Annotated in this window: 24 protein-coding genes; 14 read left to right on the forward strand and 10 right to left on the reverse strand. The window is 64.1% G+C overall.

What is annotated here, in order from left to right:
- Positions 1–10 precede the first annotated feature (10 nt).
- The gene (locus CFP68_RS01175; RefSeq protein ID WP_099823601.1) at positions 11–640 is read left to right on the forward strand and encodes a TetR/AcrR family transcriptional regulator; all 630 of its coding nucleotides are present in this window, start codon (positions 11–13) and stop codon (positions 638–640) included.
- Between the two features lie 46 nt (positions 641–686).
- Here CFP68_RS01175 and CFP68_RS01180 read toward each other — a convergent pair whose 3' ends face one another.
- The 10 genes from CFP68_RS01180 to CFP68_RS18560 are packed head-to-tail and all read right to left on the reverse strand — an operon-like array spanning position 687 to position 13,973.
- Positions 687–1,205: a DUF2478 domain-containing protein gene (locus tag CFP68_RS01180; protein ID WP_099823602.1), complete on the reverse strand. Its 519-nt coding sequence runs from the start codon at positions 1,203–1,205 to the stop codon at positions 687–689.
- A 16-nt stretch (positions 1,206–1,221) separates the two neighbouring features.
- Positions 1,222–2,499, reverse strand: coding sequence for a molybdopterin molybdotransferase MoeA (locus tag CFP68_RS01185; protein ID WP_099823604.1), 1,278 nt, complete (start codon positions 2,497–2,499; stop codon positions 1,222–1,224).
- Entirely contained in the window at positions 2,496–3,113 is a 618-nt protein-coding gene (locus CFP68_RS01190; RefSeq protein WP_099823606.1) for a carbonic anhydrase, read from the reverse strand. The genes CFP68_RS01185 and CFP68_RS01190 overlap by 4 nt, the downstream gene beginning before the upstream one ends.
- Before the next feature lie 2 nt (positions 3,114–3,115).
- Positions 3,116–3,676 (reverse strand): hemerythrin domain-containing protein, encoded by a 561-nt coding sequence (locus tag CFP68_RS01195; RefSeq protein WP_099823609.1) that lies wholly within the window; start codon positions 3,674–3,676, stop codon positions 3,116–3,118.
- A gap of 16 nt (positions 3,677–3,692) precedes the next feature.
- Positions 3,693–4,490, reverse strand: coding sequence for a peptidylprolyl isomerase (locus CFP68_RS01200; protein WP_099823611.1), 798 nt, complete (start codon positions 4,488–4,490; stop codon positions 3,693–3,695).
- A 5-nt stretch (positions 4,491–4,495) separates the two neighbouring features.
- Entirely contained in the window at positions 4,496–5,248 is a 753-nt protein-coding gene (gene narI, locus CFP68_RS01205) for a respiratory nitrate reductase subunit gamma (RefSeq protein WP_099823613.1), read from the reverse strand.
- A 12-nt stretch (positions 5,249–5,260) separates the two neighbouring features.
- Complete coding sequence (narJ, locus tag CFP68_RS01210; RefSeq protein WP_099823615.1) at positions 5,261–5,965, reverse strand: nitrate reductase molybdenum cofactor assembly chaperone; 705 nt, start codon at positions 5,963–5,965, stop codon at positions 5,261–5,263.
- Between the two features lies 1 nt (position 5,966).
- The gene (gene narH, locus CFP68_RS01215) at positions 5,967–7,490 is read right to left on the reverse strand and encodes a nitrate reductase subunit beta (protein WP_099823618.1); all 1,524 of its coding nucleotides are present in this window, start codon (positions 7,488–7,490) and stop codon (positions 5,967–5,969) included.
- Entirely contained in the window at positions 7,487–11,227 is a 3,741-nt protein-coding gene (locus CFP68_RS01220) for a nitrate reductase subunit alpha (RefSeq protein ID WP_099824169.1), read from the reverse strand. The genes narH and CFP68_RS01220 overlap by 4 nt, the downstream gene beginning before the upstream one ends.
- Positions 11,228–11,240: 13 nt before the next feature.
- On the reverse strand, positions 11,241–13,973 hold the full coding sequence (locus tag CFP68_RS18560; protein ID WP_099823620.1) for a nitrate/nitrite transporter: 2,733 nt from the start codon (positions 13,971–13,973) through the stop codon (positions 11,241–11,243).
- Positions 13,974–14,232: 259 nt separating this feature from the next.
- Between CFP68_RS18560 and CFP68_RS01230 the strand changes: the two genes are divergently transcribed.
- The 13 genes from CFP68_RS01230 to CFP68_RS01290 all read left to right on the forward strand — a co-directional run bounded on the left by CFP68_RS01230 (position 14,233) and on the right by CFP68_RS01290 (position 26,116).
- Positions 14,233–14,928 (forward strand): helix-turn-helix domain-containing protein, encoded by a 696-nt coding sequence (locus CFP68_RS01230; protein WP_099823622.1) that lies wholly within the window; start codon positions 14,233–14,235, stop codon positions 14,926–14,928.
- Between the two features lie 10 nt (positions 14,929–14,938).
- Positions 14,939–15,271: a carboxymuconolactone decarboxylase family protein gene (locus CFP68_RS01235; RefSeq protein WP_099823624.1), complete on the forward strand. Its 333-nt coding sequence runs from the start codon at positions 14,939–14,941 to the stop codon at positions 15,269–15,271.
- Positions 15,272–15,683: 412 nt separating this feature from the next.
- Positions 15,684–16,526 (forward strand): DMT family transporter, encoded by an 843-nt coding sequence (locus CFP68_RS01240; protein WP_241523924.1) that lies wholly within the window; start codon positions 15,684–15,686, stop codon positions 16,524–16,526.
- Positions 16,527–16,637: 111 nt separating this feature from the next.
- Positions 16,638–17,774, forward strand: coding sequence for a hypothetical protein (locus CFP68_RS01245; RefSeq protein ID WP_099823628.1), 1,137 nt, complete (start codon positions 16,638–16,640; stop codon positions 17,772–17,774).
- A gap of 125 nt (positions 17,775–17,899) precedes the next feature.
- Complete coding sequence (locus tag CFP68_RS01250) at positions 17,900–18,817, forward strand: DMT family transporter (RefSeq protein WP_099823630.1); 918 nt, start codon at positions 17,900–17,902, stop codon at positions 18,815–18,817.
- 52 nt (positions 18,818–18,869) lie between these two features.
- Positions 18,870–19,739 carry an ATPase gene (locus tag CFP68_RS01255; RefSeq protein ID WP_099823633.1) on the forward strand — a complete coding sequence of 290 codons (870 nt, stop codon included), beginning with the start codon at positions 18,870–18,872 and terminating at the stop codon, positions 19,737–19,739.
- 77 nt (positions 19,740–19,816) lie between these two features.
- Complete coding sequence (gene metA, locus CFP68_RS01260) at positions 19,817–20,734, forward strand: homoserine O-acetyltransferase MetA (protein WP_099823635.1); 918 nt, start codon at positions 19,817–19,819, stop codon at positions 20,732–20,734.
- The gene (locus CFP68_RS01265; protein WP_099823637.1) at positions 20,724–21,692 is read left to right on the forward strand and encodes an alpha/beta fold hydrolase; all 969 of its coding nucleotides are present in this window, start codon (positions 20,724–20,726) and stop codon (positions 21,690–21,692) included. Before metA ends, CFP68_RS01265 begins: the two co-directional genes overlap by 11 nt.
- Positions 21,693–21,739: 47 nt before the next feature.
- Complete coding sequence (gene ppk2, locus CFP68_RS01270; RefSeq protein WP_099823639.1) at positions 21,740–22,615, forward strand: polyphosphate kinase 2; 876 nt, start codon at positions 21,740–21,742, stop codon at positions 22,613–22,615.
- Complete coding sequence (locus tag CFP68_RS01275) at positions 22,612–23,229, forward strand: TetR/AcrR family transcriptional regulator (RefSeq protein WP_099823642.1); 618 nt, start codon at positions 22,612–22,614, stop codon at positions 23,227–23,229. The genes ppk2 and CFP68_RS01275 overlap by 4 nt, the downstream gene beginning before the upstream one ends.
- A 117-nt stretch (positions 23,230–23,346) precedes the next feature.
- A complete protein-coding gene (locus CFP68_RS01280; RefSeq protein WP_099823644.1) occupies positions 23,347–24,222 on the forward strand; it encodes an ABC transporter permease in 876 nt (291 codons plus the stop codon).
- Positions 24,219–25,025, forward strand: coding sequence for an ABC transporter permease (locus tag CFP68_RS01285; protein WP_099824170.1), 807 nt, complete (start codon positions 24,219–24,221; stop codon positions 25,023–25,025). Before CFP68_RS01280 ends, CFP68_RS01285 begins: the two co-directional genes overlap by 4 nt.
- Complete coding sequence (locus CFP68_RS01290; RefSeq protein ID WP_241523902.1) at positions 25,022–26,116, forward strand: ABC transporter ATP-binding protein; 1,095 nt, start codon at positions 25,022–25,024, stop codon at positions 26,114–26,116. The genes CFP68_RS01285 and CFP68_RS01290 overlap by 4 nt, the downstream gene beginning before the upstream one ends.

The following is a 26,116-nucleotide window of genomic DNA, read 5'->3' on the forward strand; positions in this document are numbered from 1 at the left end:
GGGTTTGTGGATGAACAGCGGTCGGACAAAAAACCTCAGCGCCGAAGAGCGGCGCCATGTGACCGTCGAAGCGGTGATCGACCTTGCAGGGCGAACCAACCCCGATTCGATCACCACGGCGGCCATCGCCAAGCACATGAACCTGACGCAGGGCGCGCTGTTTCGCCATTTCCCCAACAAGGAAGCGATCTGGCTGGCGGTCATGGAATGGGTGGCGGCGCGGCTGATGGCCCGGCTCGAGAAGGCTGCCGATGGCCTCGATTCGCCGCTCGGGACGCTCGAGGCGATATTTTTGGCGCACGTCGGTTTCGTGTTCGACCATCCCGGTGCGCCGCGCATGATGTTCGGCGAATTGCAGGGCGCCAGGACGACACCGGCCAAGCGCCTGGCGCGTGCGATGCTGGAGCGATACACGGCGCGGGTGAACGATCTGATCGACGCGGGCAAGGACCGCGGCGAACTTCGCGCCGATCTGGACAGCGAAGCGGCCGCGACGCTGTTCATCGGGACGATCCAGGGTCTCGTCATGCAATCGCTGATCGCCAACGACATGGCTCTGGTCGTGCAGGACGCCCCCCGTGTCTTCGCCATTTACCGGCGCGGCATCATCTCAAACCCCGGCCAGGGCGCGCAGACCTGATCGCCAAGCGCGGTCGCCGCATCCGCCCGGTAACGGGCCTGTCGTTTCAGGCGGCTTCGCCGGTTGTGGCCATCGCCGTGTCAAGCCAGCGGGCCAAGGTGTCCTTCGAAGGTTCCAACCGGGTCGCCTCGGCCCCCACGAACGCCAGAAATGCGTCGAGGTTCAATGCGTTGACCCCCACCAGCACAGGAATGTCGCGCGCGATCGCGGCCGCGATGATGGTGCGAAATCCCCGACCTTCGGCTTCGTGCTTGCCGAACTTGTTGACGATCACGATGTCCGCGCCGTGGTTCAACCCGGCTTCGACCAGGCCCACCGCCGTCTCCAGCGATGCCGGGTCCAGCCGGCATCCCCTGGCGCCCCGTCCCAGGCTTTGGGAAATCCGCAGCACCGGACCATCGGGAAGCACGCGGACATCCATGTCACAGGGTTGCTCACCCCGATCGGTGTTGATCTGCACCGTGCCGCAGGTGCGGTATCCCGATGCTGCAAGATCCTCGGCCACGGCGAACAACAGCCGATCGGTATCCCCGCGCGCGGGTGCCATCGTATAGGCGATTTTCATGGTTCTGTGCCTTCTGTCACGCGTCGAAGGGCAGGAATTCGACCAACGCCCCTTCCGCCAGCATTTCCGCCTCGCGCGGGATCAGGATGACGCCATCCGCGGTGGGAAGGCCGGCAACCCGGCCCGAATGGGTCGCTTCATCCACCTCGACGATCTCGCGCCCCATGCCGTCGCAGCCGAGGATTTTCGCCAACCGCAGTTCGCATCGTCCGAACTTGTGCTGCAACGGACCCGACAGCACGACATTCCGGCGCGGCGCGCGCGACGATGCATCGCCCGTAAGCCGGCGGCACAGGACGGTCCCGAACACCTGCCAGGTCACGAAGGCCGACAACGGATTGCCCGGCAGGCCCAGCCAGCAGGCCCGCCCCAGACGCCCATAGGACACCGGCTTTCCCGGTTTCATCGCGACGCCGCTGAAGGCGATCTCGACGCCAAGCCCGGTCAGGGCCGGCTTGACGTGGTCTTCCTCGCCCACCGATATGCCGCCGGTCGTGATGACAAGATCCACCTGCCCCGCCAGATCGCCCAGCTGGCGTTGCAGAGCGGCACGATCGTCCCTGGCCGTTTCGACATGGGTCAGGTCCAGGTCGGCACTGTCGAGGGCGGCGCGCAGCATCGGCGTGTTCACGTCCCAGATGCCCGCCCCGCGGCGCGGCTGCCCCGGCGGCGCGATCTCGTCGCCCGTGACGACCAGCGCCACGCGCACAGGGCGGCGCACACGCACCGTGGCGCATCCGGCCGCCGCGCAGGCGGCGATATCGCGCGCCGTGATCCGCCGGCCGGCGGGCACCACCACGTCGCCTGCCTTCATGTCCTCGCCCGCCGGCCTGACATGGGTGACAGATGCGGCCCTGTGCGTGACGATGATCTCGGCCTCGCCCCGCTGGACGGATTCCTGCGCCAGCACGACATCGGCGCCGTCGGGCATCGGCGCGCCGGTGAAGATCCGTGCCGCCGATCCCGGGCTCAGCGGTTCGGCGGTGTTCTGTCCGGCCGCGACCCTGGCCGTGACCGGCAGATGCCAGGGGCCGGCGCCGGTCAGGCTGGCCGAGTTGATCGCATAGCCGTCCATTGCCGCATTGTCGAAAGGTGGCGTCGGAGCGTGCGCAAGCACGGGTTCGGCCAGCACGCGACCGCGTGCCGCCGCAAGGGGCACGTCCTGGGTTTCGCGGACCGCTTCGGCGGTGTCCTTGATCCGCTCGATGGCGTCGTCGATCGTGGTCAGCGCGCCGGGCTGATCGCTGGCGCCACAGCCACAGCCCAGTTCGTCGATCCTGGTGAGAAGCGTCATTGGTCACTCTCCTTCTGAAAATGTCCCGGCCCCACCGTGCAATCGAGATCACGCAGCAGACCGTTCTTCAATCCGTAAACCAGGCCGTGGATGCGCAGGTCGTAGTTGTTCCTCCACGCCCGTTGAATGATTGGCGTCTCGGCAACCCGGCGGACACCTTCGACCACGTTCAGTTCGGCCAGGCGGTCGCGGCGCGCTTCGGCGTTTTCGGTCTGTGCCAGATCGACGGCATAGGCACGCGCCAGTCGTCGGATCGGTTCCAGCCAGTGATCGGTCAGCCCGCGCTGCAAATCCTCGGTGGCAGCCTGGACACCGCCGCAGCCATAGTGGCCGCAGATGATGATCTCGCGGATATTCAGCGCCTCGACGGCGAATTCCAGTGCCGACAGCATGTTCATGTCGGACGAGTGGATCACGTTGGCGATGTTGCGATGCACGAACACCTCGCCCGGATCCAGGCCGGCGACGACGTTGGCCGGCACCCGGCTGTCCGAACAGCCGATCCAGAAGAATTCGGGCGATTGCCGGGTGGCCAGCCGGGCGAAATACCCCGGCTCGTCCGCGTGCTTCTGTTCGGACCATTTCACGTTGCGGTTCAGAAGGTCGCCTAGCATGTTCAATTCTCCTGCCGGCGATCGCGTTCACGCCGTTCGTGCATGTTTCGCCGCATCGTGTTCAGGTCACCCGCCGTCAGGCAGGCCCGGGCAATGGGCAGAATGATAGCGTTTTCAAGAATGAGATGACACCGCGCATCCGTCGCGAATTCGGCCATCGCCGTGCGCGCGGGCGCCGGGAACGTGCCATCCCCCTGCCCCTGTTTCGCGATGAACGCGGCGATGCGCGCGGCATCGGTCACGGTGTGCAGGTGATCCGCCTCCAGCTTGTCGATGACGTTTCCGATCTCCTCGTCGGGGCCGCAGCGGTTGCGCAACATCGGGAAAAGGTCGTTCTCCTCATCCGCAAGATGGTGCGGCAGCCGGTTGGTCAGAAAGGCGATGACCATCTGCCGCTCGGCGGCGGGGACGCGGTCGGCTGCGACCAGCCGGTCGATCACCGCGCAGACTTCGCGTTCACGCTGATGATCGCGGGCGAGAAAATCCAGCGGGTTGTCGATCGGGCCGGTGTTGTCCGATCCGCCCCGATCCGGGTTCGCGCGCCCGCCGCGTTTGTGCGTCATCGACCTCTCCCAACGCTCAGGACACGCTGAAGTCGGCTCCCTGGATTTCCGCGCCCTTCACCAGTTCATCGACAAAATGCCGCGCCTGCCTTGCCCAGGCGGCCTTTTCCATGGCCTCGGCGATCTTGTCGCGCACCGAGGCGAACGGAAGCACCTGTCCTGGTGCAAGCGCATCCAGCCGGATGATGTGATAGCCATGGCGCGTCAGCGCGGGCTCGGCCGTGGTTTCACCTTCCGATAGGCTGCGAAGGACCGCCTCGAACTCGGGAACCGTGTCACCCGGTCCAAGCTGACCCAGCGCGCCGCCCGACGTCTTCGAGCCGCATTCGCTTTCCTGTGCCGCGATGGCGGCAAAGCGTTCGGGGTTCCGGGCCAGCAATTCGGCCACAGCCGTCGCACGCTTCAACGCCTGTTCGCGTCCCGCCGCATCGCGCGGATCACAGGCACACAGGATGTGCGACGCCTCCCACAGGGGGGGTGCGCGAAACCGTTCGGGGTCTTTTTCCCATTCGGCCCGCACGTCGGCGTCAGCGGGCGGTGAAACATCCACCGCCTGTTCGAGAAGGCCCCGGATCAGGGCCTCCTCTTCGGTTTCAAAGCGGCCGGGGCCGACTTCCTGTTGCTCGGCGACCAGGTCGCGCGACCGGGCCTCCTGCAACAGAAGCGTGCGGATCGCCACGGCATTGGCGGCCTTGCGCCATGCGATACCGGGCTTGCCCTTGGGGGCTTCCTGGTTCTGGGTTTCCGCGGCGACCACTGCGTGCGGAACCAGCTCGCCGTTGACGACAAGGTCGGGGAACATGGCTGCGTTCATCGTGCTTACTCCGCAGGGGTTACTTTGGACGTGCCGCGCTTGGGCAGGGGTTTCTGCCGGCGCGAGCGGACCAGCTGATAGCCGGGGCGCAGCAGATACCGGAACGGCGCCGCGAAACCCGAAACCATGTGCACCAGCCGGGTGAACGGGAACAGCATGGTGATCAGCAGGCCCAGGAAGATGTGGAACTTGTACATCCAGTGCACATCGATCACCTCGGCCCATGCGTTGAGCTCAAGCGTGACGACACTCTGGCTCCAGGTCATGAAACGAACCATCTCGGCGCCGTCCATGTGCTGAAGCGTCAGGAAGATCGTGCCCAGACCGACGAACAGCTGAACCCAGATCATCACAAGGATACCGATGTCGGCGACGCTGGTGTGGCGCCAGATCCGCGGATCAGTGACGCGGCGATGGATCAGCATGGTCGCACCGATCAGCGCCGCGATGCCCGCAACGCCACCCAGGATGACGGCCAGCCATTGTTTCATGGCATAGGGAATACCCAGCGTGTCCAGCACCCAGATCGGCGTGAACAGACCGATCAGGTGACCGCCGAACACGATGATGATGCCGACGTGAAACAGGATCGACCCCCAGACCAGCTGTTTGCGACGCAAAAGCTGGCTGGACGAGGATTTCCAGGTGAAAGGATCGCGTTCATAGCGCGCGATGCTGCCCACCACCAGAACGGTCAGCGCGATATACGGCATGACCCCGAAGATGAAGAAGTCGATGCTGAAGTTGGAAAATAACATGTCGGTTCCTTCCTATTCCGCCGCCTGGCGCGGCGCGGGGTTCACGGGCGTGTCCATGAGCGAGAGCATCTCGCGCACCTGCGGGCATCCGGCGTTGGGGTCGGGGCCGAACAGCACCTCGCTTTCCTCCCAGACCTCGTCCAGAGCTTCCAGATCGGTGGGGTCGTCGTCGGGCTGTGCCAGCATCTCGGCGACCGCTTCGGTGTTCTGAACGCCGCCGGCCAGTTGCAGAAGACCTGCGAACACCGCGCCGTAATGGCTTTCACGCCGGGCTAGCCGGGTGTTCAGCGCCTCGAAGATGTGGCCGGCATCGGCCAGGGTGTCGCGCGCTTCGGCAAACGGGCGCGTCGCCAGGAATTCCAGAAGCACCGGCAGGTGATCGGGCAGTTCCGAGGTTGCCGGATCAAAGCCGCTCTCGCGATAGGTCTCGACCAGCGAAACCATCGCGCCGCCCCGGTCACGGCTTTCGCCGTGCACGTGTTCGAACAGGTTCAGCGACAGGGTGCGGGACCGGTCGAACAGCATGACAAAGGCTTCCTGAAGCTCATAGATGTCGCGCTGGGTCAGGTCGTCGACCAGCGGGCGCAAGGCCCGTCGGGCGGCGGCTGTCAGCCGCGTGTCCGAAGCCAGGACTGCGCCGATTTCGGGCATCGCCTGCTGCAGTTCGCGCGTCGGATAGCTGAGGATCAGGGAAAACGCTTTCAGTGTGCGGTCCATATCAGTGCGCCTCCGTCGGCATCTTGAGTGGTCTTTTCGATCCGCCGAACAGCGACCCCTTCGAGACGCCGGTCGAACAGCCGTTGCTGTCGGTGAAGCCGCAGCCGCCCTTCAGGTCATAGGCATCCTCGACCTGCTCGCGGTGGGTCGTCGGGATCACGAAACGGTCCTCGTAATCGGCCAGCGCCATGATCTTGTACATGTCCTCGATCATGCGCCCGGTCAGGCCGACCCGTTCTGCGATGCCTTCGTCGATTACGCCGTCCACGGTCTTGGAGCGCATGTACGAGCGCATCGCCAGCATCCGCTCCAGCGCCGTGACAACGGGTGCCTCGTCGCCCGCGGTCAGCATGTTGGCGAGATACTTCACCGGGATGCGCAGGTTCTTCACGTCCGGCATGTCGCCGTTCATGCCGATCGCGCCCGCTTCGGCCGCGTTCTGGATCGGCGACAGCGGCGGGATGTACCACACCATCGGAAGCGTGCGGTATTCCGGGTGCAGCGGGAACGCCACCTTCCAGTCCATCGCCATCTTCCAGATCGGGCTTTCCTGTGCGCCCTTGATCCAGTCCTCGGGGATGCCGTCGGCGCGGGCCGCCGCGATCACCTCGGGGTCGCGGGGGTCGAGGAAAACGCCAAGCTGTGCATCATAGAGATCCTGGGTGTTCTCGACGCTGGCGGCTTCGGCGATCTTGTCGGCATCATACAGCATGACGCCCAGATACCGGATCCGCCCGACACAGGTTTCCGAACACACGGTCGGGTTGCCCGATTCGATGCGCGGATAGCAGAGCGTGCATTTCTCGGACTTGCCGGAAGACCAGTTGTAATAGATCTTCTTGTAGGGGCAGCCGCTGACGCACATCCGCCAGCCGCGGCACTTCTCCTGGTCGATCAGCACGATACCGTCTTCCTCGCGCTTGTAGATCGCGCCCGACGGGCACGACGACACGCAGGTCGGGTTCAGGCAGTGTTCGCACAGCCGGGGCAGATACATCATGAATGTATTCTCGTATTCCCCGTAGATCTGCTTTTCGATCCCTTCAAAGTTGTAGTCCGCGGACCGCTTCGAGAATTCGCCGCCCAGGATCTCTTCCCAGTTCGGGCCCTTCTCGATCTTCTGCATCCGCTCGCCGGTGATCTTCGAGCGGGGGCGCGCCGTCGGGAACGCCTCCATTTCCGGCGCGGATTTCAGGTGGTCGTAATCGAAATCGAAGGGTTCATAGTAATCGTCGATCTCGGGCAGCGACGGGTTGGCGAAGATGTTCGCCAGGATCCGCCACTTCGACCCCTGTTTCGGGTGCAGCTTGCCCGCCTTGGTGCGTTCCCAGCCGCCGTTCCAGCGTGCCTGGTTCTCCCAGTCCGTGGGATACCCCAGGCCCGGCTTGCTTTCGACGTTGTTGAACCATGCGTATTCAACACCTTCGCGGCTGGTCCACACGTTCTTGCAGGTGATGGAACAGGTGTGGCACCCGATACATTTATCGAGGTTCAGCACCATGCCGATTTGTGCGCGTACTTTCATTCTGCTGCCTCCTGAGCGGTCGGCTTCCATGCCTTTTCGGAATCGAGCCAATCGATTTTCTTCATCTTGCGGACGACGACGAATTCGTCCCGGTTCGCCCCCACGGTTCCGTAATAGTTGAAACCATAGGATTGCTGGGCATAGCCGCCGATCATGTGGGTCGGTTTCAGGACCGTCCGCGTGACCGAGTTGTGGATGCCGCCGCGGTTGCCGGTCTTTTCCGATCCGGGTGTGTTCACGATCTTTTCCTGGGCGTGATACATGAAGGTCGACCCTTCCTTGATCCGCTGTGACACCACCGCCCGCGCCGTGAGGGCACCGTTGATGTTATACACCTCGATCCAGTCGTTATCGACGATACCGGCGGATTTGGCGTCAACCTCGGAAATCCAGACCACCGGTCCGCCGCGGTTCATCGTCAACATCAGCAGGTTGTCGGTATAGGTCGAGTGGATGCCCCATTTCTGGTGCGGCGTGATGAAGTTCAGAACCAGGGTATCGCCTTCGTCCTGCACGGCCTTGGTGATCGTCTTCAGATCCACCGGGGGCCGGTAGGACATGAACCCTTCGCCGAACGCCCGCATCCACAGGTGATCCTGATACAGCTGTTGGCGGCCCGTCAGGGTGCGCCACGGGATCAGCTCGTGAACGTTGGTATAGCCCGCGTTATAGCTGACCTTCTCGCTTTCGATGCCCGACCACGTGGGGGACGAGATGATCTTGCGCGGTTGCGCGGCGATGTCGCGGAACCGGATCTTGTTGCCATGCTCGCCCTCGGCCAGGTGGGCGTGTTCACGCCCGGTGGCCTTGCCCAGTGCTTCCCACGCCTTCACGGCGACGTTGCCGTTCGTCTCGGGCGCCAGCATCAGGATGACTTCGCAGGCATCGATGGCCGTGTCTATCTTTGGCCGTCCGGCGGCCGAGCCGTCAAGTTGCACGCCGTTCAGCGCCGACAGGTTGTCGATCTCTTCCTGGGTGTCCCAGTTGATGCCCTTGCCGCCATTGCCCAGCTTGTCCAGAAGCGGACCAAGCGCGGTGTACTGGTCGTAGATCGCGCCATAGTCACGCTCGACCACCACGAAGGCCGGAGCGGTCTTGCCGGGGATCAGCTCGCACTCGCCCTTCTTCCAGTCCTTGACCTGATCCTGTGCGATCTCGGCCGGCGTGTCGTGCAGGATCGGCAGCGCGACGATGTCGGTCTCCTTGCCCAGGTATCCCGGGGTGACTTCCTGCAGCTTCTTGGCGATCGCCTTGAAGATTTCCCAGTCCGACTTGCTTTCATAGGCCGGATCGACAGCCGCCTGCAGCGGGTGGATGAACGGGTGCATGTCCGACGTGTTCATGTCGTCCTTTTCATACCAACTGGCGGTCGGCAGAACGATGTCGGAATAGACACAGGTGGTGGACATGCGGAAGTCGATGGTCACCAGCAGGTCCAGCTTGCCGCGCGGCGCATCCTTGTGCCACTTGGCCTCCTTGGGCAATTGTCCGCCTTCCTCGGCCAGATCCTGGCCCATGACGCCGTTGTCGGCACCCAGCAGATGCTTGAGGAAGTATTCGTGCCCCTTGCCGCTGGACCCCAGCAGGTTCGAGCGCCACACGAACAGGTTGCGCGGCCAGTTGGCCGGGTTGTCCGGATCCTCGCACGACATTTCCAGATCGCCGGACTTCAGGTTCTCGACCACATAGGCCGGGATATCCTTGTCCGCCGCCTTCGCCGCCTTCGCCACCTCAAGCGGGTTGGTCTTGAACTGGGGCGCCGACGGCAGCCAGCCCATGCGCTCGGCCCGGATGTTGTAGTCGATCATGCTGGCGTCCCAGTCGCCGGCGGGCGCCGTGGGCGACAGGATCTCGTCGGCCTTCAGCGTCTCGTAACGCCATTGGTCGGTGTGGGCATACCACGCCGAGGTCGCGTTCATGTGACGCGGCGGACGGCACCAGTCCAGGCCGAAGGCCAAGGGCACCCAGCCGGTCTGCGGCCGCAGCTTTTCCTGGCCGACATAGTGCGCCCAGCCGCCGCCGGATTGTCCGACGCAACCGCACATCACCAACATGTTGATGATCCCGCGATAGTTCATGTCCATGTGGTACCAGTGGTTGATACCGGCCCCCATGATGACCATCGACTTGCCGTTGGTCTTTTCCGCGTTGCCGGCGAATTCGCGGGCGACATGGATGATCTTGTCGGCCTTCACGCCGGTGATCTTCTCGGCCCATGCCGGCGTGCCGGGCATGTCGTCGGCGAAATCGGCCGTGACCCATTCGCCGCCCAGACCCCGGTCGAGACCATAGTTGGCACAGAACAAATCGAACACCGTCGCCACCGCGATCTCGCCCTCGGGCGTGGTGATCCGCTTGACGGGCACGTTGCGGGTCAGGACGTCGGGATGCTTGGCATCGGTCTGGAACTGACCGAACGTCTGGCCACCGAAATACGGGAAATCGACGCCGACCACATCGTCACGGTCTTCGTCCAGAACCAGGCTCAGCTTCAGGCGCGTCTCGGCGTCATTCGCCTTTTCCTCGAGGTTCCATTCCCCGTCCTCGCCCCAACGGTATCCGACCGACCCGTTGGGCGACACCAACGCGTTGGTGATCTCGTCGAACGCGACGGTCTTCCATTCGGGGTTGTTGGTTTCGCCCAGCTTGCCGTCCAGATCGTCGGCGCGCAGGAAACGTCCCGGCACAAGGCGGCCGTTCTGTTCGTCCAGCTTCACCAGCATCGGGAAGTCGGAATACTTGCGCGTGTAATCCTCGAAATACGGGGTCTGCTTGTCCAGGTGGAACTCGCGCAGGATGACGTGGCCGAAGGCCATCGCCAGCGCCGCATCGGTGCCTTGGCGGGCATTCAGCCAGACGTCGCCGAACTTCGCCGCTTCGGAATAGTCCGGGCTGACGACGGCCGACTTGGTCCCCTTGTAGCGCGCTTCGGTATAGAAATGCGCATCGGGCGTCCGCGTCTGGGGCACGTTCGACCCCCACAGCAGAAGATAGCCGGCGTTGTACCAGTCGGCGCTTTCCGGCACGTCGGTCTGTTCGCCCCAGGTCATGGGCGAGGCCGGCGGCAGGTCGCAATACCAGTCGTAGAACGACATGCACACGCCGCCCATCAGGCTCAGATACCGCGAACCGGCGGCATAGCTGACCATCGACATGGCCGGGATCGGCGAGAAGCCGAAGACCCGGTCGGGACCATAGGTCTTGGCGGTATAGGCGTTGGCGGCGGCCGTGATCTCGGTCGCCTCGTCCCAGGTGGCGCGCACGAAGCCGCCCTTGCCCCGGGTTTCGACATAGGAGGCGCGCAGGATCGGATCGGACTGAAGCTTGGTCCAGGCGGCGATCGGATCCATGGTTTGACGCAGCTCGCGCCATACCTTCATCAGCCGGCCGCGCACCAGCGGGTTCTTCACCCGGTTCGCGGAATAGAGATACCAGCTGTAGCTGGCGCCACGGGCGCAACCGCGCGGCTCGTGGTTGGGCAGATCGGGGCGGGTGCGCGGATAGTCGGTCTGCTGTGTCTCCCAGGTGACGATCCCGGATTTCACATAGATCTTCCAGCTGCAGGATCCGGTGCAGTTCACGCCGTGGGTCGAGCGCACGATCTTGTCGTGGCGCCAGCGGTTGCGATAGGTATCTTCCCAATCGCGGTTCTCGCGCGTTACCTGACCGTGCCCGTCCGAGAACGTCTCCAGTTCATTGGACTGGAGGAAGTTCAGTCTGTCCAGCAAATGGCTCATGTCGTTTCCTTTCTTAATCCGCGGGTTGGGCAGCGACGGCTGCGCCGCGACCACGTTCGATGTCATGCAGAAGTCCGCCCGGCCGGGTGTAGTAGACCCAGGTCAGCACGAGGCAGATCGCATAGAAGATGAGAAAGCCCCAAAGCGCGCCCACAGGTGAGCCGGTCATCGCGATCGAGCTGCCATAGGCCTTCGGGATGAAGAAGGCGCCATAGGCGGCGATGGCCGAGGTGAAGGCGATGATCGCGGCGCTTTCACGCTCGCCCTGCCTGCGGCTGGCGGCGGCGTCCAGTTCCGGCATCAGGCGCGGCACTTCCCGTCCCATGATCGCGGGGATCATCTGGAAGGTCGACGCGTTGCCGACCCCGGTCAGGAAGAACAGCGCCATGAAGCAGGCAAAGAAGCCCAGGAAGCTGCCACCGGTTCCGCCCGAAGGCAGGAAGGTAATGACGCCGAAGACCGCGATGATCATGCCAATGAAGGTCCAGAAAGTGACCCGTCCGCCGCCGAAGCGGTCACTGACCCACCCCGTCCCGGCCCGGCTGAGCGCGCCGACGAGCGGCCCGAGGAACACGTATTGCAGCGCGTTCACTTCGGGGAACATCAGCTTGGTCAGCAGCGGGAAGCCCGCGGAATAGCCGATGAAGCTGCCGAAGGTGCCGGTATAGAGGATGCACATGATCCAGTTGTGGAAGCGGCTGAAGATGATCGCCTGATCCCGGAAGCTGGCCTTGGCATCGGCGATGTCGTTCATGCCGACCCAAGCCGCGATGGTCGCCGCGATGATGAACGGAACCCAGACGAACCCGGCGTTCTGCATCCAGAGCTGCGCGCCATTGTCCAGCGTGACCGGCTCACCGCCCATGGCACCGAAGACGCCCATGGTGATGACGATCGGCACGAAGAACTGCATCACCGACACGCCGAGGTTGCCAAGGCCCGCGTTCAACGCCAGGGCATTGCCCTTTTCCGCCTTCGGAAAGAAGAACGCGATGTTGGCCATGGACGATGCGAAGTTGCCGCCACCCAGACCGCACAGAAGCGCCAGCGTCAGGAAGATCAGATACGGGGTATCGGGGTTCTGCACCGCATACCCGATGCCGATCGCCGGCAGAAGCAGCGACGCGGTCGACAGGGTCGTCCACAACCGCCCGCCGAATATCGGCACCATGAAGCTATAGAAGATGCGAAGGGTCGCGCCCGACAGGCCCGGCAAGGCGGCCAGCCAGAACAGCTGATCCTCGGCAAAGTCGAACCCGATGGCCGGCAGGCGTGCCACCACCATCGACCAGACCATCCAGACCGAGAACGCCAGCAGCAGCGCGGGGATCGAGATCCACAGGTTGCGGCGGGCGACGGACTTGCCCTTTTCGGCCCAGAACGTCGGATCCTCGGGCTTCCATTCGACCAGGTTGCGCGGTGCGACGGTGCGCCCCGGAACGTGGATCGGCTGCATTTCGGGCAGTTCGGGCAGTTGATCCAGCGCGTCGCCCTGTTGCGCGCGCTCCATCGTGCGCACCGACATGTGCATCCACGCCAGCGACACCGCCACGATGCCGAACAGCAAGGCGAAACAGCTGGTATAGATGCCGGTCAGATCAAGCAGCGCGCCAAAGACGATCGGCAGGATGAAACCGCCAAGACCGCCGATCATGCCGACAAGACCACCGACCGCACCCACGTGGTTGGGGTAATAGACCGGGATATGCTTGAACACGGCCGCCTTGCCGAGGCTCATGAAGAAGCCCAGCACGAACAGGACCAGGATGAAGGGCCAAACGCTCAGTTGCGTCGAAAAGGCGATCGGGCCGTCCTTGCCCTGGATGACATAGTCGGTGGGCGGATAGGACAGCATCAGAAGCAGGATCAGGCTGAAGCCGAAGCACCAGTACATCACCGTCCGCGCACCGACCCGGTCGGACAACGCACCGCCATAGGCCCGGAACACAGACGCCGACAGCGAGAACGACGCCGCAGCGATACCGGCCAGCCGCACGTCCAGGCCGTAAACGTCGATCAGATAGTGCGGCATCCACAGTGCCAGCGCCACGAAGGCGCCGAACACGAAGAAATAATAGAGCGAGAAACGCCAGACCTGGAGATTGGCCAGCGGCGCGAACTGTTCGCCCAGGCTGGGCCCCTTCGCGCCGCTTTCACGGCGTGCGACCAGGGCCGGATCGTCCTTGGCGAAAACGTAGAAGACGACGGCCATCACCGCCAGCGCGAACGCCCAGACATGGGCCACGCCATGCCAGCCATAGGCCACCATGACGAAGGGCGCGAGGAACTTGGTGACCGCGGCCCCGACGTTGCCGGCGCCGAAAATCCCCAGGGCCGTGCCCTGGTGCCCCGCATCGAACCAGCGCGAGACATAGGCCACACCGATGATGAACGAACCGCCCGCAAGGCCGATGCCAAGCGCGGCGATCAGATACATGATATAGGTCGAGGCGAAGGTCAGCGCCCAGACCGCCAGCGCCGTCAACAGCATCTGTGCCGAGAACACGATGCGTCCGCCGTATTTCTCGGTCCAGACGCCGAGGAACAGCCGCGTGACCGAACCGGTCAGAATCGGCGTCGCGACCAGCAGGCCGAATTGTGCCTCGCTCAGGTTCAGTTCGGCCTTGATGCCGACACCGATGATCGAAAAAATGGTCCAGACCGCGAAACATGCCGTAAATGCAATGGTGCTGAGCCCGAGGGCCCTGTTCTGGTCTGATGTCCGGACGGTTCCGGTGCTGGCCATGGTTCGCGCTCCTGCGTTTGTGCAAACGGATTCCCCTTCCGGGGTTGCCGTCATCAGGTGCCGGTTTTCAGCGCGAAGGTGGTTGATCTGGATCAAGCTGTCGAAATTGAGCCGTTAAATAAATGCACGTGGAAATTGCATCATCCACGGCAGGCTTCGAGGTCAAGCCGGCAGGGCGCAGGCATTAAATCGATGCTTGATTATTATCAATTTCAGATGCTACGCTCGACGCCGGGGCAAACGACAGGCAGACGCAGGCATGAGTGACTCGCAAGGTGAGGAAGTTCGCGGTCTGGCGTTGTTTGCGACCATGGGCGACGTCAATTTCAAGGCCCTCATGCGCGGCACCTATGTCCAGAACTTCCCGCCGCGCATCGATCTGATCCATGAAAACGAACCGGCCGATTTCCTGCACGTCGTGCTGTCCGGCGCGGTCGACCTGTTTTCGCAGTGGAACCGCCGCGAGACCAGCATGGCCACCGTCAGGCCGGTGTCGACCTTCATCCTGGCCGCCAGCATCTCCGACCTGCCCTATCTGATGTCGGCGCGCACGCTCGAGAAAAGCCGCATTGCGCTGATCCCCTCGCAGGATGTCCGGCGAATGTTCGCGGCCGATACGGCCTTTGCCACCGCGATCGCGGCCGAACTGGCCAACAGCTATCGCACCGTCGTGAAGAACACGAAGGATCTGAAGCTGCGCACGTCCCTGGAACGTCTCGCCAATTACCTGTTGCGTCAAAGCCGGACCCGCGGCGCGCCCGATTTCGATCTGACGACGGAAAAGAAGCGCCTGGCGTCGTTCCTGGGGATGACGCCCGAAAACCTCAGCCGGGCGTTCCGCGCGCTGGAACCCCATGGTGTCAAGGTCGAAGGAAGCCATATCACCATCACCGACCCCCAAGGGCTGGCCCGATACGCCAAGCCGAACCCGCTTATCGACGATTATTCAACATGAGGATCGCACCATGACCAAATCGATGCCCGGCGCCGCCGGTGATCTTGCCAACCAGCACCCCGACGTCTGGGACGCCTATTCCAGCCTTGGCAAGGCCTGCGCCGACGCAGGGCCGCTGAACGATCGCGAGAAGCGGCTGATCAAGCTTGCCCTTGCCATCGGTGCCGGATCCGAAGGGGCCGTGCATTCGCACAGCCGGCGCGCTCGGTCCGAAGGCATCGAGGCCGGCGCGCTGACGCAGGTGGCGCTGCTGGCCATCGGCCCCCTCGGCCTGCCGCGGGCCGTGGCCGCGAAAACCTGGATCGAGGATGAAACCCAAGCGCCGGCCGACCGCAGCACGTGACCGGGGCCTGCGGGGCGCGGTGCCCGGCACAGCGCCCGTCCCGGTTTCACGGGCTTGATGAACCCCGCCGCTTGGGGATAGTTAACTGACAGGGGATCGACGGTCTTACTCATCCGGCCTTCGACCCCGATCGAAGCTGCGCTGGGCGACGCTGTCACCGGCCGTGAACTGAAATGGAGAAGCCGCCGCCCCGTGACCCTTACCGTCACGAACGGCGGGACATCGAACGCGCGGGGCCGGTCCATGCCGGCGTCGCCATGACGTGCGATCCAGACATCATCTAACGCCGGGCCTTCCCGGTAGGACGGGAGACTCCGACATGGGCGCCCAGAACACCCCCAGTGCGGCCACGATCCGCGCGACCGCAGCACCGGCACAGGGCGTCGACGAACCGCAACCGTTGAAAGCCGCGATGTGGGTCGCCGGTTCGATCGCGTCGTTCTCGACCATGGCCGTCGCGGCCCGCGGGTTGTCGGCCGATCTGGATACGTTCGAGATCATGACATACCGGTCGTTCGTCGGCGTGCTTGTCGTGATCGGCGTGGCGCTGTTTTCCGGCACCCTGAACCAGATCAAGCGCGACCGCCTGGGGTTGCATCTGATTCGCAACCTCAGCCATTTCACCGGCCAGAACCTGTGGCTGTTCGCCATCACGCTGCTGCCGCTGGCGCAGGTGTTCGCGTTGGAGTTTTCATCCCCGCTGTGGGTCGCGCTGGCCGCGCCGTTCTTCCTGAGCGAGCGTCTGACGAAAACCCGCTTCGGCTGTGCGCTTCTGGGGTTCGTCGGCATCCTGATCGTCGCGCGTCCGGCGATCGACCACTTCGATCCCGGCATCGCGGCGGCGGCTCTGGCGTCGATCGGCTTTGCCGGATCGGCCATCTTCACTAAGATGCTGACACGCGATCAGTCGATCACCTGCATCCTGTTCTGGCTGACGGTGATGCAGGCGGTTTTCGGGATGATCTGCGCCGGTTACGACGGACAGGTCACCCTGCCCCCGCTGCGCGTGATGCATTGGGTTCTTCTGGTGGGGCTGTCCGGCCTGGTGGCGCATTTCTGCCTGACCAAAGCGCTGAGCATTGCGCCCGCCACCGTCGTCATGCCCTTCGATTTCCTGCGCCTGCCCGTCATCGCGGCGGTCGGCATGGCGTTGTATGGCGAACCGCTGGACATCTGGGTTCTGGTCGGTGCGGTGGTGATTTTCGGCGCCAATTACTTCAATATCTGGAGCGAGGCGCGCAACCGCAAGGTGTGACGCGAAAGTGACGGCGCGTCAGGATATCGCGGGTGACGCGGGGTCAAAATTGACCGGGCATGGTTGCGAAATCTATGGCTGGGGGACGCTCACGTTCTCGGGAGGAACATCATGAAGCTCGCAGTCCTCGCCTCATCCGCAATTTCACTTTGTGCTGGCGGCGCATTCGCGGCCGGCGTCGAACGCACGACGCAATCGGCGATGATCCTCTACGAGACGGGAAATTACGTCGAGCTGAACTTCTCCAACGTCTCGCCCCACGTGAGCGGCACGCAATCGGTGAACGCCAGCGCAGTGTTGCCCGGTTCTGTGCCCGGTGCCAATTCGGGCGGCATGACCGAAGACTACACCAACCTCAGCTTCGGGATGAAATATGCGGTCAACGACATGGTCGACCTGGCCCTGATCATCGACCAGCCCATCGGCGCCGACATCTTCTATCGCCCCGACACCGGCTATCTCTATGGCGGATCGGCGTTTGCCTTCGGCGGATCGACCGCATCGCTGGACAGCACCGCCGTCACCGCGTTGGCCAAGTATCGTTTCAACCACAACTTCTCGGTCTTCGGCGGATTGCGCGCCCTGCGCACCGGCGGCGACGTCAAGCTGTTCCAGGGCTACACCCTGAACGTGCCGAAAGAGACGGATTACGGCTATGTCGTCGGGGCGGCCTATGAAAAGCCCGAAATCGCGCTGCGCGTCGCGCTGACCTACAACTCGGCCATCAAGCATACCTTCCCGATCAAGGAAAACGGCGCGGTGTCGATCCCGATGGACGTCGAGATTCCGCAATCCGTGAACCTCGAATTCCAGAGTGGCGTCGCCAAGGACACTTTGTTGTTCGGCTCGGTCCGTTATGTCGACTGGACGGAATTCAACCTTGCCCCGGTCGGCTATGTCGCGACGACCGGGCGGCCGTTGGTGAAATACAACGACGACACCGTGACCTGGACGCTGGGCATCGGACGTCGCTTCACGCCAAACTGGTCGGGCGCGGTCTTTGCCAGCTATGAAGACAGCATGGGCGGATTCTCGGGCAACCTCGGGCCGACCGACGGGCAGAAATCCATCGGCTTCGCCGTAACCTACGAACAGGACGCGTTCGAGATCACGGCCGGCGCGCGCTATATCGATCTGGGCGACACCACCACCGAAGCGCCGCTGCCGTTCCCGGCGGGCACGCAGTTTTCGTCGTTCCGCGACAACCACGCCGTCGCCTACGGTTTCAAGGTCGCCTATAAGTTCTGAGCGCGCCACACTGCGCCAAGCGGCCCCGCAGATCCTGCCGGGGCCGTTTTCATGTCCGGGGCGGCGCGGGATGAAACCGCAAAATCCGGATCGCCCTTGGCCCCGGCCCCTGCTAACAGGGCGCCATGGTTGAACAAAAATCCCTATCCCGGCGCGCCTGGGGCGAACTGCTGATCCTGGCGATGATCTGGGGCGGCTCGTTCCTGTCGATCCGGGTCGCGCTGAACGAACTGTCGGTGGTCAGTGTCGTGGCGCACCGCGTCCTTTGGGCGGCCGTGATCCTGTGGGGCGTCGTCCTGGTGCGCCGCCTGCCGCTGCCGCGCGATCCGCGGATCTGGGGCGCCTTCCTGGTGATGGGGTTGCTGAACAACGTGATCCCCTTCGGCCTGATGGCATGGGGACAGTTGCACATCTCGACCGGCCTGACGTCGATCCTGAACGCCTCGACCGCCGTGTTCGGCGTGGTGGTGGCGGCGGCGGTCTTTGCCGACGAACGGCTGACCGCGCGCCGCGCCATCGGTGTCACGCTGGGGTTTGCCGGGGTGGCGACGGCCATCGGTCTGGACGCGCTGGCGCAGTTCGACATCCGATCGCTTGCGCAACTGGCCGTGCTGGGCGGCACCTTCAGCTATGCCCTAGCCAGCGCCTGGGGGCGGCGCAACTTCGGCGGGCTGCACCCGCTGGTGGCTGCCGCCGGCATGCTGGGCGCGTCTGCCCTGGTGATGGTGCCCGCGGCCTTCGTGATCGACGGGCCGATGACCCTGCGCCTGGCGCCGGCCACCCTGCTGGCCGTAGCGTATTATTCGGTGGTCGCCACCGCACTGGCCTATGTCGTCTATTTCCGGGTGCAGGCCATGGCGGGGGCGGGCAACCTGATGCTGTGCACGCTGATGGTCGCCCCGATCGCCATCGTGCTGGGCGCGGTCTTCCTGGGTGAGACGCTGCGCCCCTCGGCCTATGTCGGATTTGCGCTTCTGGCCAGCGGGCTGGTGATCCTGAATCGAAAACCCCGCCACCGCGCGCTGCGCCCGCAATCCCCCTAGGCAATCGCGCCAACCGACGCTAACACGAGGCCGCAAACTGGCGGAGGGGCCGATGATCTACGATACCGAAGCGGCCTATCTCGACGCGCCCGCCAAGCGGGTGATGCTGTTCGGCATGTCCGGGCTGGGCAAGACCTACCTCGCCAACATCCTGCGCGGATCGGGCGACTGGTTCCACTATTCCGTCGATTACCGGATCGGCACGCGGTACATGGGCGAACACATCGCCGACAACTTCAAGCGCGAGGCGATGAAGGTGCCGTTGCTGCGCGAGCTGCTGTTGACCGACTCGATCTATGTCGCTTCCAACATCACCTTCGACAACCTCGCACCGCTGTCCACCTATCTGGGCAAGCCGGGCGATCCGGCAAAGGGCGGTCTGCCCTTTGACGAATACATGCGCCGGCAGGATCAGCACCGCACGGCGGAAATCGCCGCGCTGCTGGACACCGTGCATTTCATCGACCGCGCCGGTAATCTCTATGGCTACGCGCATTTCGTCTGCGACACCGGCGGGTCGATCTGCGAGGTTGTGAACCCCGATGACCCCGATGACCCGGTGATGAGCGTTCTGTCCGACGCCGTCCTGCCGGTGTGGATCGAGGGCAGCGAGGCCCACACCGCCGCCCTGGTGCGCCGGTTCGATCGCGCGCCCAAGCCGATGTATTATCGCCCCGAGGTTCTGGCCGAGGAGTGGGCCGAATACCTGCGCACCCATGACGTGGCCGAAGATCGCGTCGATCCCGATGCCTTCGTGCGCTGGACCTATGCGCGCGCCCTGGCCCACCGCCAGCCGCGCTATGCCACCATGGCCCGCAACTGGGGCGTCAGCGTCACCGCCGACCAGGTGCGCGACGTGCGCACCCCGGCCGATTTCGACGCGATGATCGCCGCCGCCATCGCGCGGCGCGCCGGGGGCTGATCGGCCGGACTGGTAACTGTCGCGGTTCCGCCCTACATCGGCACTCCGACGTCAAGGCCCACACCGAGGATCGCCCCATGCCTATCAAACTGCCCTCCGACCTGCCCGCCTTCAACGTGCTGAAGAACGAAGGCGTGATGGTGATGGACGAATCCGACGCGGCCCGTCAGGACATCCGACCGCTCAGGATCGCGCTGCTGAACCTGATGCCCAAGAAGATCCAGACCGAAAACCAGTTCGCCCGCCTGATCGGGTCGACCCCGCTTCAGATCGACCTGCACCTGATCCGGATGAGCGAACACCAGACCCGCAACACCGCCGCCGAGCATATGGAGAACTTCTATCGCCCGTTTTCCGAGGTGCGCGACGAATATTTCGACGGGCTGATCATCACCGGCGCCCCCATCGAACATCTGGATTTCCACGATGTCACCTATTGGGACGAGCTGCGCGAGGTCATGGACTGGACCCAGAGCCACGTGCATTCGACCTTGGGCGTCTGTTGGGGCGGAATGGCGATGATCAACCACTTCCACGGGGTTAAAAAGCACATCCTGCCGGCCAAGGCGTTCGGCTGTTTCCGGCACGACAACCTTGCGCCGGCGTCGCCCTATCTGAACGGGTTCTCGGACGATTGCGTCGTGCCGGTGTCGCGCTGGACCGAGATGCGGCAATCCGAAATCGATGCCGCCCCCGGCCTGACGACCCTGCTGGGCAGCGCCGAGGTCGGTCCCTGCCTGGTCGAGGATCCGAAGCATCGCGCGCTCTATATCTTCAACCACTTCGAATACGACAGCGATACGTTGAAGCAGGAATACGACCGCGATGTGGCCGCAGGCACGGCGATCAACGTGCCGTGCAACTATTATCCGGGTGACGATCCGACCAAGGCGCCGCAAAATCGCTGGAGAAGTCACGCGCACCTTCTATATGGCAACTGGATCAACCAGATATACCAGACAACGCCCTATGACCTTACCCGGATTGGCCGCTAGCCTTCTTGTCGCGCTCGCCGCTCTTGGCGGGTGCGGCGCCTATGTCGACAGCCGCGCCGACAGGGCCGAACGCGCGGCCGAGGCGGAATTTCCCCCGCTTGGTAAGTTCGTGACCGTCAACGGCCAGCGCGTGCATTATGTCGAGGCGGGGCGCGGCCCGGACCTGATCCTGATCCACGGCGCATCGGGATCGACCCGCGATTTCAGCTTCGATTTCATCGACCGGGTCAAGGACCGCTATCGTGTCATCGCCTTCGACCGACCCGGTCTTGGCTATACCGACCGGATTTCCGATGCCTTCAGCGGCGCGCGCAACACCGCCGCCGAAACACCGCAGCAACAGGCGGCGTTCCTGAAGGCCGCCGCCGATCAGCTGGGCGTGCGGCGTCCCGTCGTGCTGGGCCATTCCTATGGCGGCGCGGTTGCCATGGCCTGGGCGCTGGATCACGACCCTGCCGCCGTCGTGATCGTGGCGGGCGCGACCGAACCCTGGCCGGGCAGCCTGGGCCTGCTTTACGGCGTCACCGGATCGGCCCTGGGGGGCGCGACGGTGGTGCCGCTGATCACGGCCTTCGCATCAGAAACCCAGGTGGAAACCGCACTGAAAGGCATCTTCCAACCCAACCCGGTGCCCGAGGGATACCTGGAATACATCGGTGGCCCCCTGACCCTGCGCCGCGAGACGTTCCGCGCCAACGCCCGGCAGGTCAATTCCCTGCGCCCCCATGTGGTCGAGATGTCGGCGCGATATCCCGATCTGCGTCTTCCGCTGGAAATCGTTCACGGCCTGGCCGACGACGTGGTGCCCGCCGAAATCCACTCCGAAGTGCTGGTGACGCAGGTGCCGGATGCCAATCTGGTCCGCGTCAAGGACGTCGGGCACATGCCGCATCATGTCGTTCCGACCATCGTGACCGACGCCATCGACCGGGCGGCGGCGCGGGCCGGATTGCGCTGAGCCGCACCGCCCCCTAGGCTGGGCAAAATCACGAGCGGAGCCTGCCCATGACCCTGCCCTTTGACGGCGCCATCAGCGCGTTCTATCGCAACGAAGCGCCGCAACACGTTCGCGACGCCATCGACGGCGCACGAAAGAACGATGTGCTGGGGCCAACCTATCCCTATGACCGGCGGATGGACGGCGACGCCTACCGCGACGCGCTGGCCGCGCTGCAACTGCAACTGGTGCGGCTGCAGGCGGATGTGAAGGCCACCGGCAAGCGTATTGCCGTGGTGTTCGAGGGCCGCGATGCCGCCGGCAAGGGCGGCACGATCAAGCGGCTGCGCGAAAACCTGAACCCCCGCGTCTGCCGGACTGTCGCCATGTCGAAGCCGACCGAGCGTGAGCAGGGCGAATGGTATTTCCAGCGCTATATCGAAACCCTGCCGACAACGGGTGAAATCGTGCTGTTCGACCGGTCGTGGTACAACCGCGGCGTGGTGGAAAAGGTGTTCGACTTCTGCACCGACGAACAACGCGAACGGTTTTTCGCGCAGGTGCCCCGGTTCGAGGAGATGCTGGTCAACGACGGCATCATCCTGATCAAGATCTGGCTGAACGTCGGACAGGCCGAACAGCTGCGCCGGTTCCTGAAGCGCGAGCATGATCCGCTGAAACAGTGGAAACTGTCGTGGATCGACGTCGAGGGGCTGAAGCGTTGGGACGCCTACAGCGCCGCCATCGAAGAAACCCTGGCCCGCAGCGATACCACCGCCGCCCCCTGGACCGTCGTGCGCTCGAACGACAAGCGACGCGCGCGCATTGCCGCGTTGCAGGCGGTGTTGCACCGGGTCGATTTTGCCGGCAAGGACACCGACGCCATCGGCGCGATCGACACCCGCATCTGTGGCCCGCGCGCGATGTTGTCCGCCGCGGCATGACGAAACGCGGCTATCATCACGGCAACCTGAAACAGGCGCTGGTGGATGCGGCCCTGTCCCTGATCGAGGAGAAGGGGCCGACCGGCTTCACCCTGTCCGAGGCGGCCAAGACCGCCGGCGTGACGCCGGCCGCCGTCTATCGCCACTTCGAGGGGCGCGACGACCTGATTGCCGAGGCTGCCGCCCAAGGATACGAGATTTTCGCCGACCTGATGGAATACGCCTATGACCAGGGGCAGCCATCGGCCCTGGCGGCCTTTGCGGCCACCGGGCGGGCATACCTGGCCTTCGCCCGCCGCCATCCGGGCCATTACGTCGCCATGTTCGAATCCGGCATCTCGATCAATCGCACCCCCGAACTTGCGCAACGGGCGCGGCGCGGTCTGGGGGTTCTGGAAAAGGCCGCGGTCGCACTGGCCCGCCAGATCCCCGCCGAACGGCGCCCGCCGCCACAGATGTTCTCGGCCCATATCTGGGCCATGTCCCATGGCGTGGTCGAATTGTTCGCGCGCGGCAGCCCCGGCACCCGGTCGCCGTTTCCACCCGAAGACCTGCTGGAAACGGGTATCGGGATCTACCTGCGCGGACTGGGGCTGATCGCACCCGATGCCTGAGGCATCGCGCGCCCCGCAGATCCGCGACCGTGGACACGGCAATGCCAATTACCTGTTGCAGTTTCCGCGGCAGCAAAGAAATATCGTCCGGACACCTGAAGGGACTGACCCGCCGACATGGCCATGACTCGTTTTGCCAGTTCCGAAGCCTCGCGCGGCCTGCTGATGGTCGCGCCGCCTGCGCTCTATGCGCTGCTGCTGCTGGCGGTGCCGCTGGCGGCGATCTTCGCGTTCAGCTTCTGGACCCAGGATTTCCTGACGATCGACTTCACCCCGACGCTGAAGAATTACCGCGAGGCGTTTTCCGAACCGCTCTATGGTGAATTGATCCTGCGCTCGGTCCTGATCGCGGGATCAGTGACGCTGGCCACCGTGGTGCTGGCCTTTCCCATCGCCTATTTCGTCAGCTTCCACGTTGCCCCGAACCGCAAGAGCCTGTGGATCTTCCTGATCACCATCCCGTTCTGGACGTCCTATCTGATCCGGGTGTTCCTGTGGAAAGTCATCCTTGGCTATAACGGCGTTCTGAACACCACCTTGCAGGGGCTGGGACTCACCGAGGAACCGCTGACCTTCATCCTCTACAACGCCAACGCGGTGGTGATCACGCTGGCCCATGCCTTTGCACCCTTCGCGATCCTGCCGATCTTCGTCGCGCTGGAAAAGATCGACCGGTCCCTGATCGAGGCGGCACAGGACCTGGGGGAAAACCGGGTGATGACCTTCATCCGCGTCACCCTGCCCCTGGCGGTGCCCGGCATCGTCGCCGCGACCCTGATCGTGTTCATTCCCACCATCGGCGATTACGTCACGCCGCGGCTGGTCGGCGGGCCCAACGGATTGATGATTGCCAACATGATCCAGACCCAGTTCCTGAAACTGAACAACGCCCCCATGGGTGCCACGCTGGCGGTGATCGCCATGACCGTGGTGACGGTGATCGCCCTGCTGTTCATCTGGCTGAACCGCAAATGGCTGAGGGCGCGGTCATGAAGGGCGGCGGATTGCGGATCTATGCCTGGCTGTATCTGGTGTTTCTCTATGCACCGATCGTCCTGTTGCCGATCTTTGCCTTCAACGACGCGACGATCATCGCCTTTCCGCTGTCGGGCTTCACGACCAAGTGGTTCGCGGAAATCCCGAACACGCCGGCCCTGGTGCAATCCGTGCAGACCAGCGTGATCATCGCCGTCATCACCGCCCTGCTGTCCACGATCCTGGGGATCTGCGCCGCGCGGGCCGGGGCGAAATACCGCTTTCCGCTGAAGGCGCCGATCCTGGGGTTCATCATGCTGCCGCTGGTGCTGCCCGAAATCATCGTCGCCGTTTCCCTGCTGGTGGTGATCCTGGCGCTGGGCCTGCCGCTGGGCGGCTGGACCGTGGTTCTGGGCCACACCCTGATCTGCACGCCGTTCTGCATCGCGATCCTGAATTCGGCCTTCGCCAACCTCGACCCGTCCCTGGAGGAAGCCGCCTTCGACCTCGGCGAAACGGCGTGGAGCACGTTCCGCCTGATCACCCTGCCCCTGGTGATGCCCGGCATCGTGTCGGCGCTGCTGATTTCGTTCACGATCAGCCTGGACGAATTCATCATCGCGTTCTTCCTCACCGGCACCGAACCCACCCTGCCCGTCTATCTCTGGGGGCAGTTGCGGTTTCCCCAGAAGATCCCCGTGGTCATGGCGCTGGGCACCATCCTGGTGGCGCTGTCGGTGATCCTGCTGACCATCGCCGAAATATTCCGCCGCCGTGGCATCGCACGGGCCGGCGGCAAAGACACCGGAGGCTTTCTGTGAGCCAAGCGACATCCGCGACCCCGCCCATCGTCTCGCTGCGCGGTGTGCACAAGTATTACGGCACCTATCACGCCCTGCGCGGCGTCGACCTGGACATCGGCTCGGGCGAGTTCTTCTCGCTGCTCGGCCCGTCGGGCTGTGGCAAGACCACGCTTCTGCGCACCATCGCCGGGTTCGAGGATATCTCGCAAGGCACCCTGCTGCTGTCGGGTCAGGACATGCGCGGCGTGCCCGCGAACAAGCGCCCGACGAACATGGTGTTCCAAAGCTATGCGATCTTCCCGCATCTCACCGTCGCCGAGAACGTCGCCTTCGGTCTGCGCCGCCGCCGCGATCTGGACAAGCGCGCCAAGGGTGCACTGGTCGACGAAGCGCTCGAGATGGCCGGCCTCGACGGCTTCGGCCCCCGCGCGGCCCACGCCCTGTCGGGTGGGCAACGCCAGCGGGTGGCGCTGGCCCGGGCGCTGATCCTGAAACCCAAGGTTCTGCTGCTCGACGAACCGCTGTCCGCGCTGGACAAGAAGCTGCGCGAGCAGATGCAGAATGAACTGCGCCGCCTGCAACGCCATGTCGGCATCACCTTCATCCTCGTCACCCACGACCAGGAGGAAGCGCTGATCATGTCCGACCGCATCGCGGTGATGTTCGAGGGCGAGATCGCGCAACTGGCCGATCCGCAAACGCTCTATCGTCGCCCGCTCAGCCGCAGGGTGGCGAACTTCATCGGCACGATGAACTTCCTGCCCGCCCGGGTGAATGGTGACATGCTGGACATTGCCGGGCTCGGCCGCGCCACGGTCAAGCCCGACCAGGCCCCCGGGGGCATGCCATCGGGTGACGGCCACATCGGCATTCGCCCCGAAACGATGTCGATCCTGTTCGAAGGCGACGCGACCCCGGCGCAGACCGCCAACGGCAAGGTGGTCGAACTGGCCTATTACGGCGACATGACGTATTATGACGTCCTGCTCGACGACACCGAGACGCCCGTGACCGTCTCGATGAAGAACCTCGTCGGGCGCCGGGTGCTCGAACGGGGGGATCGCGCCCGCATCTCGTGGGACGAACGCTCGCTCGTGGTATTCTCCTGA

It is taken from the genome of Oceaniglobus indicus (genome assembly GCF_002751875.1).
Classification (GTDB): Bacteria; Pseudomonadota; Alphaproteobacteria; order Rhodobacterales; family Rhodobacteraceae; genus Oceaniglobus; species Oceaniglobus indicus.

Bases quoted from the DNA above. Each gene is read 5' to 3' on its own strand.
- ppk2 (WP_099823639.1), top strand. From the start codon at position 21,740: ATGACCCTGCCCTTTGACGGCGCCATCAGCGCGTTCTATCGCAACGAA.
- CFP68_RS01185 (WP_099823604.1), bottom strand. From the start codon at position 2,499: ATGACGCTTCTCACCAGGATCGACGAACTGGGCTGTGGCTGTGGCGCC.
- CFP68_RS01285 (WP_099824170.1), top strand. From the start codon at position 24,219: ATGAAGGGCGGCGGATTGCGGATCTATGCCTGGCTGTATCTGGTGTTT.
- CFP68_RS01250 (WP_099823630.1), top strand. From the start codon at position 17,900: ATGGTTGAACAAAAATCCCTATCCCGGCGCGCCTGGGGCGAACTGCTG.
- CFP68_RS01280 (WP_099823644.1), top strand. From the start codon at position 23,347: ATGGCCATGACTCGTTTTGCCAGTTCCGAAGCCTCGCGCGGCCTGCTG.
- CFP68_RS01220 (WP_099824169.1), bottom strand. From the start codon at position 11,227: ATGAGCCATTTGCTGGACAGACTGAACTTCCTCCAGTCCAATGAACTG.
- narI (WP_099823613.1), bottom strand. From the start codon at position 5,248: ATGTTATTTTCCAACTTCAGCATCGACTTCTTCATCTTCGGGGTCATG.
- CFP68_RS01175 (WP_099823601.1), top strand. From the start codon at position 11: ATGAACAGCGGTCGGACAAAAAACCTCAGCGCCGAAGAGCGGCGCCAT.
- CFP68_RS01230 (WP_099823622.1), top strand. From the start codon at position 14,233: ATGAGTGACTCGCAAGGTGAGGAAGTTCGCGGTCTGGCGTTGTTTGCG.
- CFP68_RS01200 (WP_099823611.1), bottom strand. From the start codon at position 4,490: ATGAACGCAGCCATGTTCCCCGACCTTGTCGTCAACGGCGAGCTGGTT.
- narJ (WP_099823615.1), bottom strand. From the start codon at position 5,965: ATGGACCGCACACTGAAAGCGTTTTCCCTGATCCTCAGCTATCCGACG.
- CFP68_RS01245 (WP_099823628.1), top strand. From the start codon at position 16,638: ATGAAGCTCGCAGTCCTCGCCTCATCCGCAATTTCACTTTGTGCTGGC.
- CFP68_RS01180 (WP_099823602.1), bottom strand. From the start codon at position 1,205: ATGAAAATCGCCTATACGATGGCACCCGCGCGCGGGGATACCGATCGG.
- metA (WP_099823635.1), top strand. From the start codon at position 19,817: ATGCCTATCAAACTGCCCTCCGACCTGCCCGCCTTCAACGTGCTGAAG.
- CFP68_RS18560 (WP_099823620.1), bottom strand. From the start codon at position 13,973: ATGGCCAGCACCGGAACCGTCCGGACATCAGACCAGAACAGGGCCCTC.
- CFP68_RS01195 (WP_099823609.1), bottom strand. From the start codon at position 3,676: ATGACGCACAAACGCGGCGGGCGCGCGAACCCGGATCGGGGCGGATCG.
- CFP68_RS01240 (WP_241523924.1), top strand. From the start codon at position 15,684: ATGTGGGTCGCCGGTTCGATCGCGTCGTTCTCGACCATGGCCGTCGCG.
- CFP68_RS01275 (WP_099823642.1), top strand. From the start codon at position 22,612: ATGACGAAACGCGGCTATCATCACGGCAACCTGAAACAGGCGCTGGTG.
- CFP68_RS01255 (WP_099823633.1), top strand. From the start codon at position 18,870: ATGATCTACGATACCGAAGCGGCCTATCTCGACGCGCCCGCCAAGCGG.
- CFP68_RS01235 (WP_099823624.1), top strand. From the start codon at position 14,939: ATGACCAAATCGATGCCCGGCGCCGCCGGTGATCTTGCCAACCAGCAC.
- narH (WP_099823618.1), bottom strand. From the start codon at position 7,490: ATGAAAGTACGCGCACAAATCGGCATGGTGCTGAACCTCGATAAATGT.
- CFP68_RS01190 (WP_099823606.1), bottom strand. From the start codon at position 3,113: ATGCTAGGCGACCTTCTGAACCGCAACGTGAAATGGTCCGAACAGAAG.